Below are 12539 nucleotides of genomic sequence, written 5' to 3' on the forward strand. Positions count from 1 at the left end.
CAACAAGATTAGTTCAAAATCGTACGTTTAGGTCGAACGAATAAGGAACGCGCTATTCTGCTGACTTCAAACGTTGCCGCCACATATGATCACCCAAAGCCTGCGATACTGCCTCGGAAGTTCACCTTCAGAAATTGCAGCTAACGCCAACGCGCCGCTTGGCTCCGCCTTTATGCCTGTTTCACGGGCCATAAGCGCTTGCGCTTCGATGACGCCTGCGTCCGATGCTGCAAGTGTACGGACCCCGATTTTCTGAAGAATGCTAAAAGCAAGCGAGCCTATTTCGGTAACTCTCAGAGCATCACAAATCGTCTGCTCTTGAGCAACGATCTCAACGGGATGCGACACGTTAAGAGCTGCATACAGGCGTGGAAAATGCTCAGGCTCAGCTACATAAATATCATTTTCGAGTCCACTGATCCGTAGTCCCAGGGAGGTTCCTGCCGCTAAACCACCGCCGCCGCAAGCAACGACAATGGCATCGTCGGGTGAACCTTCAACTTTCATTGCGCGGGCGAGTTCCACACCAAGGGAACAGCCACCGACAAGCATCGAAGCATCCCTAAACGGATGAAGCAATGGTAATCCCCGCGCTTTTGCTTCCAGTTCCGCACAGTCAACAAAGTCAGATCGTGGTACGAGTAGGACTTCCGAACCAGAATTCAGGGCCATTTCTCGTTTTGCAGCAGGTGCGTCGTCAGGCATTACCACCGTCGCAGGAATGCTAAGCTTTGATGCAGCCAGCCCCACAGCTATTGGGAAGTTTCCGGAACCGCAAGCAACAACGCCTTCCGGATGTTTGCTAACTCCGAGTATGGCTCCCCTATATTTGAAGGATCCTGCATGTTGTCGGGATTCATCTACCAGCCGGACTTCCTTGGAGTTCTTTGCTACGGGAGTCAGATCGGCAAACTGGACGGGCGCGCTGTGGCTTAGAACAAACTCGATATCGGTTTCCAAGTTTTCCGAGAGCTTTTGTGCGCTTAGCGAGAAGTGATCCATTTGCTGCTAACTCTAATGTTTGTGGAAGATAAATCAATGATCGGCGAGATGGCCCAAAAATTAGGTTTTTGACCTTTCCATTTCGAAAAAGGTGCACAATTCATCTCGGTCACGAGCAGGCGCAAAGACAAGCTGCTCGCCAGTCCTGTGCATTCCCAGTTTCATCAGGAGATTATGAGAAACGGTATTTTCGGTTTGGGCGCCTGCTCGCATAGAGTGAGTTTTCAATTCTTCAAAACAGACCGCAATCAGGCCTTGGGCGGCTTCATACCCCAATCCCATGCCGTGAACTTCCTCAGAAAGCCAGTAGCCGATTTCGCCAGTTCGTTTTCCGTCACATTCTTCAAAATCGACCTTGATCCAACCTATAACCTGATTATCGGCTTGGTTCACGATTACCAGTGGAAGCGTGCGTTGTTCTGTATGTCCAACAAGCGCTTTATCAATAATCCTGTCTGCTGCTTGTTGCGTAAGCGGGAATGGCCAAACTGCTACCCATCGGCTGATCGCAGGTGTCATTAATTTTCGAAGTGCAGCGCTATCTGACATCTTTACCAGACGCAGTTCTAAGCGCTCGGTTAGCATTTTGAACGATTCCAACGGTTCACCTGTCATTCATTTTGAGGGCGTCGCGCTGCTTTCCCGCCAAACAACGCTATGGGTGAACAAATCGAGACTTCTGAAGCAACTCGCCCTGAATTTTGACTTTGACGTGAAGTTTGGACCCGCTTAAGTTCAGGCGTGCGCAACTGGCGATTTGAGGTGGAAGACCACCGGGGAGCGCGCGAAACATGCGCCGTTCGCCTGGGCCTCGGATAATCCGATCACTTTCTTAAGAGAGAGCCCACATGCGCGCGAAAATCATTGATGGAACAGCCTACGCTGACGACCTGGCATACCGAATAACTGCTGCTGTCCCAGCTTTTACGGAAAAGACCGGACGCGTGCCGGGTCTGGCGGTGATACTTGTTGGTAGTGATCCGGCCAGCGAGATTTATGTCCGAAGCAAGGGTCGGAAGACCCAGGAGCTTGGCATGGCCAGCTTCCAGCACATTCTCAGCGCCGAGACAGGCCAGGACGAGCTTTTGGGCCTCATCCAAGAATTAAATGCCGATGATAAAGTCGACGGCATACTCGTACAGTTGCCGCTTCCTGCTCACATTGATGAGCTGGCGGTTATTCAGGCAATCGATCCGAATAAAGATGTTGATGGTCTCCACCCCGAAAGCGCCGGTCGTCTGGTCTCCGGGCTACCTGGCCTGGTCTCCTGTACACCGCTCGGGTGCCTGATGCTTCTTCGCGATCAACTGGGTGATCTGACCGGCCTCGATGCGATCGTCATCGGTCGCTCTATTCTGGTCGGCAAGCCGATGGGACAATTATTGTTGGGAGCGAACTGCACGGTAACGATGGCGCATTCTCGAACGCGAAACTTGGCTGACAAAGTGCGTCAGGCGGATATCGTGGTAGCAGCAGCGGGCCAAGCTGGAATGATCAAGGGCGATTGGATCAAGCCGGGAGCAACTGTGATCGATGTGGGAACCACGAAAGCAGTTTTGGATGGCAAAAAGCGGCTGCTGGGCGATGTAGATTTCCCAGCCGCTCTCGAGCGCGCCAGTGCCATTACACCAGTACCCGGAGGCGTTGGGCCGATGACGATCATGGTTCTAATGCACAACACTGTCTTGGCAGCATACAATCGCGAAGGACTGCCGCCTTTGCAACTCTGGTAGAGCGAAAGACATATCGTTTTACGACGGAGACGGATAGAAACGACGTTTATGCAGGGCGACTAAGACCTAGTCGGCGCATTTCCCTGTATACAGTTGATCGCCCGAGCCCGAGTTGCCGTGCAGCTTCTGTTGGCGATGTTCTTGCTTCGATGAGTTTAATGGCAGCTTCGACTTTCTTCAGGTCCAGTGGTTGGCGGCCGGGCTTCTTTCCCTTAGCCCTTGCTGCGGCGATACCGTCCTTAGTCCTTTCCGAGATCAGCCGTCGCTCAAAATGAGCGATGGCGCCGAATACGTGGAAGATAAGCTCGCCCGCCGCCGATGAAGTATCAATCTTCTCCTCAAGGCTCAGCAGGTCGATTTGGCGCTCTCGTAGCATCTTCACGGTTTCGAGCAATTCGGCCAGTGACCGGCCGAGACGGTCGAGCCGAACAATCGCGAGCGTATCGCCAGCACGAGCATAGGCAATCAGGGGTTACGCATGAAAATTCCCCGTTAGGATTTGAAGCATGTAGGCGTTGTTCCAGCCCGCCTTTTTACGCCGTGCCTTGATGCTGATGCGCGTATTTTGATGCCGTGTAACGAGATTGATGGCGATTTTGCGCAGGAGTGCAAAATTGCGAACAGCTACCTTGTCGCGAATTCGGCAATCATCCTCCCGGAAAGCAACATCGAGCACCCAGTGCAAACTGTTCTCAATGGCCCAATGCTGGCGGACTGCTTTTGCCAGAACCTCTGGAGGAGCGCTGCAACTCGACAGAAAGTAGCGGATTTCGCATTTGGTTTCAGCGACGCCGTTAATGCTGCGAATGCTTTCGACCGCCACAACCGTCTGTAATCCAGGCCATTCGCGTAAGGGCTCCAGTTGCGTGGCCTGGTGGCAAACAAAAACCCTGCGGCGGACCAGACGGCCATGACTTTCATCAAAAGCATCGCAGGCCGGTCGGTTGGTTGCTCCGCGCTCAAAGCACGTCTCGGCACAATACTCCTGCACGGCCTTAAACATGCGGCCCTGATTGGCCTTGAGGGTGATGAGATAGTCGGCACCCTTTTGCAGTATCTTGCTGACAATCGTTTTCTGACAGCCCATCGCATCCAGCGTTACAATGGTATCCTTGATGTCGAGCGTATCGAGTAATTCTGGAATGGCAGTGATTTCATTCGACTTTTCAGCAACTTGCCGCTGCCCAAGTACCAATCGTCGATCACAGGACCAAGCGCTGACGATATGCAGTGGGCCCTGATTGCGGCTGCGATCAAAGGAACGGCGAACGGTCTTGCCATCAATCGCAACCACCTCTTGATTGCCTTGTGCAGCAGAAAAATCTTGTGCCCAGGCCGTGAAGCGCTGCTCGAAAGTCTCCGGATCGATCAGCATGAATACACGCCGGAAAGTGTCATGAGAGGGAATGCCATTTGGCAACCCTAGAAAACGCGATAGCCAATCTGATTTATCCTGGCCGTAAAGCTCCATATCTTGCCAACTCTCGGCGCCGGCGATGACGGCACAGACGGCTATCACCATGATGTCGATCAGATGGTGTTCAATTTTGCCCAAACAACGTGGGTCTTCAAGATCAGAGAAATGCCCGACCAAGCTTTCTGCTGTCATAAACGCCTCCAAAAATTGTGGAGACCCCTTGAATCACATAAAATTCCTAAACGTCAAAGAACTTCTCAAATTTCATGCGTAACCCCTGGGTGGTTCTGCGGCTTGATCGGCTCGGCCGTTCCACACGCGACGTTCTCAATCTCGTTCATGAGCTTGACGAAAAGGGCGCGTCACTCCGCATTCTTGAGCCCGAAGTCACGACAGCCGGAAGCATGGGTCGAATGGTCATCACCATCCTCGGCATGGTCGCCGACATGGAACTCAAGTTCATCAAAGACAGGCAACGAGCGGGCATCGAAGCGGCAAAAGCTGACGGCATCTACACGGGCAGGAAGAAGAATGTCGATGACGCGGAAATCCGCAGGCGGATCGCGGCTGGCGCAACGAAAGCCGCCGTTGCTCGTGAGCTGAACATTTCCAGGATGACTGTCTACCGCGCTTTGCAGGGCCAAGGTTCACCGTTAGACTCTATGTGATCACGAGTTCTCTACCTGTTCTTTGAGTTGGCCAAAATCGCAGCTTCGGGCCGACTGGGCCAAACCCGCCGCAACACCAAGGCAGCAAAGCGTTTGCTGGTTCGGCTTTTGAAGAAACAAGGTTGTGCGCCTAAACGTATCGTCACCGATAAGCTGCGATCCTATGGTGCTGCTAAGCGTCAGCTCATGACTAACGTCGAGCATAGCTCGCATAAGGGACTGAACAATCGAGCTGAGAATTCGCACTTGCCGTTTCGGAAGAGAGAGCGGACCCGACAGGGCTTTCGATCAATTGGATCATTGCAGCATTTCGTATCTATCTTTTCAGCCACCCGAAACCATTTTGTTCAATCTGCCTGCAACCTTTCAGCATGCTTAACTCGAGCGCATCGCATAAACGCGATCATTGAATGGAACGCCGTCGCGCATCAGCTTGCATAACCCCCCTGGCCCGCTTCAGCACGCGCATACTGTGAACAATGTGACAGCACCCGCGGAGCCACAGGAAAAAAGGGGACGCTGACGATGGTTGCTTGGGACGTTCCCGTGCCGACCTCACAACCAAAATCCACGCGATTGTTGATGCAGACGGCCTTCCGATCAATATTTGCCTGACAGGTGGACAGGTCGCTGGCTTCTTCGGGATATTGATTAGCTGACACTTGGTGATCTAGATATTGCCTTTATTTGCAATCGGCTCAATAACACGCCGCGAAAATGTTTAGAGTACAAAACGCCTGCAGAAGTCTTTGATAACAGAGATCGTTATGCATAAACTCAAATCGCAAAAGCCGCGCTTCAGCATGACCTCAAAGAGCGTTTCCGGTTTTGATTGAATCATACAAAACGCTTAAATCTCTGCTCTTATGCACATCCCGAAAACCGTTTCACACTTTTCGGGATGTGCTTTAACTTGCGTCCCGTAATATTAAATCAGCACCTTTTTCCGCGACCATCATTGTCGGCGCGTTAATGTTGCCTGCCGTGATGTTGGGAAAAATAGATGCGTCAACGACACGCAAACCCTTGATGCGATGCACCTTGAGTGAAGCGTCAACCACTGTATCTTCTTTCTGCGGCCCCATCGCGCATGTTCCGCAAAGGTGATAGATAGATCCTGAATTTTCACGGAAATAATCGATCAGAGCTTCGTCAGTTTCGAACTGGCTACCGGGGGATACTTCCTCTGCGGTAACGCTGGAGATAGCGGATGCAGCGGCAATCCGGCGTACCAGTCGGCTTCCCTGAAGAACTTCTTCGACATCTTTTTGCGCCGACAGATAGTTTGGCCGAATAGCGGGTGCCGCCAGCGGGTCGGACGAGGAAAGCGTAACACTTCCACGGCTTGCAGGCCGACACGAATTAAAGCAGATCAGGTAGCCGGGATATGGTTCCGGCTTCAGCCCGGCGTTCGGGTTGTTTGGAATCCGATAGGATAGCGGGTTGAAATAAAGCTGTATGTTCGGCTTTTCTTCGCTCACATCTCCACGGAAAAATCCGCCAGCCTGATTGACGCTCATGGCGAACGGGCCCTTGCCGGTGAGCAGATATTGTAGGCCAAGCCTTGCTTGGCCGAAAAGACTACCAAATGCTCCGTTGAGCGTTGGTATGGTTGCACGATAGTAGTAGCTGGCGCAGAGATGATCCTGCATATTGCGGCCGACAGCAGGCAAATGGTGTCGCACGTCGATGCCGACGGCCTTCAACGCCTCGCCATCACCGATACCTGAAAGCTGGAGAATTTTTGGGCTTCCAATCGCGCCCGCCGCAAGGATGACTTCTCTCTTGGCGGTAAAAACCCGGCTCTCACCATTCAGAAGTGCCGATACACCGGTGACATGCCCGTCTTCGGAGAAGATAAGGCGTTCAACCTGAGTATTTCTTTCTATAGAGAGATTTGGCCGGTTGAGCGCACGGCGCAGATATTCAGCGCTGGAATGCGAACGTTGTCCGCGTCTGGTATTGACGTCATAGACGCCCGCGCCTTCAATACCCGCGCCGTTGAAATCTTCGTTCATCGGCAGTCCGAGTGAGCGGCAGCTTTCCAGAAATGCGTCAGTGATACGATGTGTCATCCCACGCATCGGCGTGACATGGATCGGTCCGTCACCGCCGTGCCATTGCGACGCGCCGTTCGCATGCGTTTCAAGCTTGCGAAAATAAGGCAGGACATCGGCATAGCCCCAGCCCGGATTACCCGCACGTGCCCAATCATTAAAGTCGGTGCGAGCACCACGCACGAATATCATTGCGTTGATCGAACCCGATCCACCCTGCACCTTGCCACGGGGAACGTATATATTGCGGTCATGCAGCGCCGCTTCGGGTTCGCTATAATACATCCAGTTGACGTCTGGATTATAATAGCTTCGCGAATAGCCGACCGGAATTTTGAACCAGAAGGAGTTGTCATTTCCGCCTGCCTCAATAAGAAGCACATTATGCTTCCTGCTTTCGCTCAGTCGGTTGGCAAGAATGCAGCCTGCTGAGCCTGCACCGACGATAATATAGTCGTAGGACATTGTGTTTCCTTCAACCGCGTGCCGGAGCAAACGCCTTTACATCGGCGGGCTGGCTGTCCATCTGAAGATGCAGACGCTTGCCCGTATATGGAGAATGTTGCTCGATAACGTCGAGGTTAAGTTCGATACCAAGTCCGGGTTCACGCGAAGGAATGATGTAGCCGTCTTCAACGCGCAGTTTGGTCTTAAGCACATCCGCATGGAAACCAGAGAAGTTGATGATGGCTTCGTGAATGAGGAAGTTCGGAGTAGCCGCCGAAAGCTGAATACTGGCTGCGGCACCAACCGGACCGTTATAAAGATGCGGCGCGATCTGCGCATAATACGCTTCGGCCATTCCAGTGATTTTCTTGGCTTCGAGAAGCCCACCAACACGCGCAACGTTCATCTGTAGAATAGATGCAGCCTTAGATTCCAGCACCCTCTGGAATTCGTATTTCGTCGTTAGCCGCTCTCCCGTGGAAATGGGAATGGAGGTGGAGCGGGCGACATCTGCCATGGCAGCTTCCTGACCTGGAGGAACCGGCTCTTCGAACCACAGCGGATCATATTTTTCAAGACGCTTAGCGAGCCGGATTGCTGAAGCCGGGACCATCTGTCCATGCGTGCCGAACAGAAGATCGGCGCTTGAGCCGACTGCCTCACGGATTTTTCGGCAAAATTCATCGCAACGATCCATCACACCAAGAGAGAGATGATGGCCTGAATAGTTGGTGTATGGTCCGGCGGGATCGAATTTGACGGCAGTAAAGCCCATATCGATCATCTTCACAGCGCATTTAGCGGCAAGGTCTGGATCGTTATAATCGTATTCACCAGCCGCATTAACAGGATAGAGATAGGTATATGCACGCAATTTCTCATGCACTGTTCCGCCCAGAAGATCACTGACTGGCCTGTCTGCTGCCTTGCCGATGATATCCCAACAAGCGATTTCAAGCCCGGAAACTATACCCATCATGGTTGGATCGGGGCGCTGCGTGAAACCACTTGAGTAGGCGGAACGCCAGAAGCGTTCGATCTGATGTGGATCATGTCCCATCAGATGTCGTTCGAAAACATCATCGATCAGCGCCGTCATCGCGCTTGGATGAAACGAAGTCGCGTAGATTTCGCCCACACCTTCTATGCCGCACTCTGTCTGGAGGCGAACAAAAATCCAATACATTCCGCCGAGATGCGGCGGAGGGACGGCAACCACATGGGTCTTGAGAGAAGCAATTTTCATGAGATTTATCCCTTCTTTTTGAGGCGGGCAAACAGGACAGCGGTCATACCAGCACCAATCAGGCAGATGATCGCGATGTAGCCGAAATAAAACTGGAAGCCAGGTAGCCCCGGATAATGATCCGAGAGATAGCCATTCACCAACGGCAAATATGTATCCGGTGCGTAGCCGACGAGTGAGATCACGCCAATTGCAAGACCAGTGATCTCTGGCGGCACATTACAATCATCAAGGATCGCCCAATAAAGCCCCCGGATCGCGTAAGTCAGAAGTCCAACGAGCAGGATGATAACGATCAGCGCGAATGTCGAGCCGATACCCGGTAGCAGCACGATTCCTGCAAGACCGGCAGCAGTGAGTAGGAATGTGGCGAACAGAACTCCGCTTTTGGAATAGCGATCGCCGAGAAAACCACCGCCAATACCGCCAATTGGCCTCAGCCATAATTTTAACATGACGATGAAACCGGCCATGGATGCCGAGATACCGAAGCCACTCTCCTCCAGATAAGCCGAAAAACTGTAGGTAGCGAGAAACACAGGATAGCCGCAGAAAATAATAGCTGAAACAAGCCATACTTCAGGAATTGAAATCAGTGTTTTCAAATCTCTGAGCAGATTTGTCTCACGCTGCTTGGATTCGCGTGTCAGCGACGCCGGTTTGGAAACTGCGAAATAGGCAATTCCGACGACAATGCAGGTTATGGCGTAGAAGAGAACGACGTTGCGAAAACCAGCGGCATGACCTGCGCCGCGTGTTTCCGAAACGAAGACGAAAAGGGCGATTGCGGCGCTGGCTAGCAATGCTTCGACAAGACCACGTCCACCGTCAAGAAAGCCAAAAAAGCGCCCCTGTTCGTCTGCATGCGCAATGTGATTTACCTGTTTTAAAATAGCAGCCCAAAAAGTCAGGCCCGTGGTGATGCCGAAGCCGCAATAAATCGCCAACAGAGCATTATATCCTGGAAGCGTCGCGTACCAAAGACCTAGCACCCCGGTGCCGATCAGCGAAAACAGGATCAGCAGACGTGGCTGTACACGGTCAGCCAACCAGCCACTGGGCAGATAACTCAACAGGAAGGTTGTTCCCAGAATAGAATAAAGAATGCCCAGCTCGATATTGGTCAGATGCAGCACTTCCAGCATTGTTGTCTGGTAAGACTGACGCAAATAAAGAATGGGGTAGATTGCGCCGGCGGCAATAACGATCAGGGCAAGCTGCAGATAGCGTCCGCGCTCACCTGCTGCCGAGACTGCCGCAGGGTTTATGGTCGTGGTCAAGATTTTCCTCCTCCGGTGTGACTTATAGCCTATTCAGTGCTTGAGAATGACGAGCCTGGTCTGGGTAAATTCCAGCATGCCGTGCTTTCCGTCATCGCCGCCAAGACCGGACTTCTTCCAGCCTGAGTGGAAGCCTTGATAGGGATCAGCCGGGAAGCGATTGACGTAAAGTTCGCCGGCTTCAATAGTGGCAGCAGCACGCATCGCTTTTCTGTAATTTTCTGTAAACAGCACGGAGCTGAGACCAAATTGGTGATCGCTTGCGAGAGCGAGTGCCTCTTCAAAATCGGAGTAGGTGAGGACTGCGAGAACCGGTCCAAAGACTTCTTCACGCACGATCTCCATATCCTGACGGCAGCCCGAAAGAAGCGTTGGAGGATAGAAGAAGCCGTCACCTTCCGGCAAATATCCGCCAGCCTCAACAGTCGCTCCCTGCGTGCGGGCAAGTTCCACCATTGCATGAATACGCTGTTGAGCTGCTTTGTTGGCAAGCGGTCCCATGAGGACTGCATCTTTTGAGCGATCACCGAATGCGCGTACGACGAATGCGCTTTTTAGCGCCAGCAGCAGACGATCATGCACGCTTTCATGCACGTAGACGCGCTCAGCGCTCGTGCATACCTGGCCACAATGGGTTGTCTTTGCCGAAACAATCGCTTGAGCAACGGCTTCGATATCAGCATCGGGCTCGACGATAACCGGCGTCTTACCGCCAAGTTCAAGCGATGGTTTGGCGATATTCGCCTTGCAATAGTCAAGCACAATCTGGCCTGCACCAACGCTCCCGGTCAAAGTGATCATGCTGATGGCAGGATGTGTGCACAGGGTGCCAGCGGTTGAATGGCTCATCGTCAGGATATTGACGAGACCTGCAGGCAGTTGTGCCGCTTCCACGGCTTGTGCGAAGACAAGCGCGGAAGTGGGCGTATTATTGCTGGGACGAACGACAACCGCGTTGCCCGCAATAAGCGCAGGCGCAATCTTGCGAATTAACGTGTAAATTGGATAATTAAAAGGGATCAGACAGGCGACCACGCCAATTGGCTCGCGACGCAGAATAAGCATTTCATCTGCGTTGTCGCTTTCGATGACCTCGCCTTCGATGCGGCGTGCCCATTCGGCGTGATAACGCACCAGTTCGACGCCGTACACGACTTCACTCGTGGCATCATCAAGGCTCTTGCCCGATTCAAGAGCAAGTGCTTTGCCGATATCGGTGGCGCGTGCGATCAGCGCGTCTGCCAAACGACGCAAGGCATCGCCGCGTTGAATGGCGGGAAGAGCGCGCCAGTCTTTCTGCGCAATTTTGGCGGCATCCACAGCGGCGCGGGCATCAGCCTCGCTTGCCGCTGGTACAGTCGTGAAAACCATTCCAGTCGCAGGATTGCATACGTCGATCCGCTGTAAAGATGTCGCTTCAACGAAACGGCCCGCGTAAAAATTGCGATACTCGCTCATGGTCTCTCACCTCTCTGATCACCTTGCCGTGAAAGCAAGTCGACCGATGGAGAGATTATGACTGTGCTAGAGACCGCCTCTCTCCCTAGCCGCGTCCACTAGCGCTCCTCAATGCGCTTCTGGTTGACGAACCGCAAATGACGATTTTTCGGGAAGGCCATTCCATGGAGGAATACTTATTAGCTCTTCGTCATGATCTCGGACAGGAGCCAGTTGCGAAACGCCTGCACTGTCGGAGTGAGCGAGGCGTGCGGCCGGGTCACGAACCAATACGACTCGTGCCCCTCTATCTGGATGTCGAACAGTTGCTGCAAAGTGCCGTTACGAAGATCGTCCTGCACCATGGATCTGTCGGCGATCGTCACCCCAAGTCCGCAGCGTGCGGCCTCAATGGCGAGATCCAGAACGTCGAATTCCAGGCCCCGGCTGATATCCAAATCAGGATAACCTGCGGCGTCAAGCCAGTGGCGCCAGGTGCGGTAACGCTGTTCTGGCGAAGCGAGAATATGCAGAAAAGTGAACTGTGAAAGATCGGTCGGCGTCGCAAGCGACTTTCCGTTGATAAGAGAAGGCGCGGCAACGACGATGTGTTTTTCGCTGATAAGCAAACTTGAATCGAGTGTCGGCCATTCGCCGTTGCCGAAGCGAATTGCGCAATCGAGATATCCGCGGTCGGCTAGACTATCTGATAGCTCCGTGCTGATGCTTATATCGATGTTTGGAAGGCTTTCTCGCAAGCTGCCTAGCCTCGGCACAAGCCAACGTTTGGCGAATGTAGGTGGAACATTGATGCGAATTCGGTTGAGGTTATGCTTGGCGCTGATGTCGCGCAGCGACATCTCGATATTGTGAAAAGCCTGTTGGACGGTTTCGAGCAGGGAAACCCCAGCCGGTGTCAATTCGAGACGATGATGGTGGCGAACGATCAGCGTTTCGTTGATTTCGTCTTCAAGGTTCCTGATCTGCTTGCTGACGGCGCTTTGAGTGAGGTTCAGCCGCGCGGCGGCCCGCGTAAAGCTTCGGGTTTGTCCTACGGCCTCAAACACCTTCATTGCAGATAAACCAGGAAGCCTGCGCATATTTTTCTCAAACCATCACGGTGCTGCCGTCGTAAGACGAAGATATCAGTCTCATATATGGCAATTTGCATTCGATGTTGTCAAACACGACAGCCTCTGAAGCCGATAAAGCGCACTGTAGAAAGCGGACTTTATCGCTACCAAGACAAAAG

10 protein-coding genes, 4 pseudogenes and 1 riboswitch are annotated in these 12539 nt (G+C 52.8%); of the genes and pseudogenes, 5 read left to right on the forward strand and 9 right to left on the reverse strand.

Features of this window, described 5'->3' with window-relative positions; genetic code table 11:
- Window positions 1–66 precede the first annotated feature (66 nt).
- Window positions 67–960 (reverse strand): pyridoxal-phosphate dependent enzyme, encoded by an 894-nt coding sequence (locus OPR82_RS16915; protein ID WP_265986156.1) that lies wholly within the window; start codon window positions 958–960, stop codon window positions 67–69.
- A 102-nt stretch (window positions 961–1062) separates the two neighbouring features.
- On the reverse strand, window positions 1063–1617 hold the full coding sequence (locus OPR82_RS16920; protein WP_247997880.1) for a GNAT family N-acetyltransferase: 555 nt from the start codon (window positions 1615–1617) through the stop codon (window positions 1063–1065).
- Between the two features lie 120 nt (window positions 1618–1737).
- A riboswitch (ZMP/ZTP riboswitch) is annotated at window positions 1738–1819 on the forward strand.
- Between the two features lie 31 nt (window positions 1820–1850).
- Here OPR82_RS16920 and folD point away from each other — a divergent pair.
- A complete protein-coding gene (folD, locus tag OPR82_RS16925; protein ID WP_247997866.1) occupies window positions 1851–2735 on the forward strand; it encodes a bifunctional methylenetetrahydrofolate dehydrogenase/methenyltetrahydrofolate cyclohydrolase FolD in 885 nt (294 codons plus the stop codon).
- 46 nt (window positions 2736–2781) lie between these two features.
- Here folD and OPR82_RS16930 read toward each other — a convergent pair whose 3' ends face one another.
- Complete coding sequence (locus tag OPR82_RS16930; RefSeq protein WP_282188669.1) at window positions 2782–3204, reverse strand: recombinase family protein; 423 nt, start codon at window positions 3202–3204, stop codon at window positions 2782–2784.
- A 3-nt stretch (window positions 3205–3207) separates the two neighbouring features.
- Window positions 3208–4356 carry an ISAs1 family transposase gene (locus tag OPR82_RS16935; protein WP_265986158.1) on the reverse strand — a complete coding sequence of 383 codons (1149 nt, stop codon included), beginning with the start codon at window positions 4354–4356 and terminating at the stop codon, window positions 3208–3210.
- A 77-nt stretch (window positions 4357–4433) separates the two neighbouring features.
- On the opposite strand from OPR82_RS16935, the pseudogene OPR82_RS16940 reads away from it, so the two are divergent.
- The 4 pseudogenes from OPR82_RS16940 to OPR82_RS22885 all read left to right on the forward strand — a co-directional run.
- Window positions 4434–4820, forward strand: a pseudogene (locus tag OPR82_RS16940) (recombinase family protein); the annotation flags it as partial.
- Window positions 4821–4880: 60 nt separating this feature from the next.
- Window positions 4881–5261: pseudogene (locus tag OPR82_RS16945) on the forward strand (DDE-type integrase/transposase/recombinase); the annotation flags it as partial.
- A gap of 65 nt (window positions 5262–5326) precedes the next feature.
- Window positions 5327–5446: pseudogene (locus OPR82_RS16950) on the forward strand (IS5/IS1182 family transposase); the annotation flags it as partial.
- Window positions 5434–5595, forward strand: a pseudogene (locus tag OPR82_RS22885) (IS30 family transposase); the annotation flags it as partial. The pseudogenes OPR82_RS16950 and OPR82_RS22885, both read left to right, overlap by 13 nt.
- Window positions 5596–5728: 133 nt before the next feature.
- Here the strand turns inward: OPR82_RS22885 and OPR82_RS16960 are convergent.
- The 5 genes from OPR82_RS16960 to OPR82_RS16980 form a co-directional block, all read right to left on the reverse strand.
- Window positions 5729–7342, reverse strand: a complete 1614-nt coding sequence (locus tag OPR82_RS16960; RefSeq protein WP_247997868.1) for a GMC family oxidoreductase — start codon at window positions 7340–7342, stop codon at window positions 5729–5731.
- A 10-nt stretch (window positions 7343–7352) separates the two neighbouring features.
- Complete coding sequence (locus tag OPR82_RS16965; protein WP_247997869.1) at window positions 7353–8570, reverse strand: mandelate racemase/muconate lactonizing enzyme family protein; 1218 nt, start codon at window positions 8568–8570, stop codon at window positions 7353–7355.
- 5 nt (window positions 8571–8575) lie between these two features.
- On the reverse strand, window positions 8576–9850 hold the full coding sequence (locus OPR82_RS16970) for an MFS transporter (protein WP_247997870.1): 1275 nt from the start codon (window positions 9848–9850) through the stop codon (window positions 8576–8578).
- 33 nt (window positions 9851–9883) lie between these two features.
- A complete protein-coding gene (gene aldA / locus OPR82_RS16975; protein ID WP_247997871.1) occupies window positions 9884–11308 on the reverse strand; it encodes an aldehyde dehydrogenase in 1425 nt (474 codons plus the stop codon).
- 179 nt (window positions 11309–11487) lie between these two features.
- Window positions 11488–12387, reverse strand: coding sequence for a LysR substrate-binding domain-containing protein (locus tag OPR82_RS16980; RefSeq protein ID WP_247997872.1), 900 nt, complete (start codon window positions 12385–12387; stop codon window positions 11488–11490).
- Window positions 12388–12539: the final 152 nt, after the last annotated feature.

The sequence above is a fragment of the Ochrobactrum chromiisoli genome, from assembly GCF_026241335.1.
Taxonomy (GTDB): domain Bacteria; phylum Pseudomonadota; class Alphaproteobacteria; order Rhizobiales; family Rhizobiaceae; genus Brucella; species Brucella chromiisoli.

Excerpts from the sequence above, each read along its gene's own strand:
- OPR82_RS16920 (WP_247997880.1), bottom strand. The coding sequence starts at position 1,617 with ATGACAGGTGAACCGTTGGAATCGTTCAAAATGCTAACCGAGCGCTTA.
- folD (WP_247997866.1), top strand. The coding sequence starts at position 1,851 with ATGCGCGCGAAAATCATTGATGGAACAGCCTACGCTGACGACCTGGCA.
- OPR82_RS16960 (WP_247997868.1), bottom strand. The coding sequence starts at position 7,342 with ATGTCCTACGACTATATTATCGTCGGTGCAGGCTCAGCAGGCTGCATT.
- OPR82_RS16965 (WP_247997869.1), bottom strand. The coding sequence starts at position 8,570 with ATGAAAATTGCTTCTCTCAAGACCCATGTGGTTGCCGTCCCTCCGCCG.
- aldA (WP_247997871.1), bottom strand. The coding sequence starts at position 11,308 with ATGAGCGAGTATCGCAATTTTTACGCGGGCCGTTTCGTTGAAGCGACA.
- OPR82_RS16980 (WP_247997872.1), bottom strand. The coding sequence starts at position 12,387 with ATGCGCAGGCTTCCTGGTTTATCTGCAATGAAGGTGTTTGAGGCCGTA.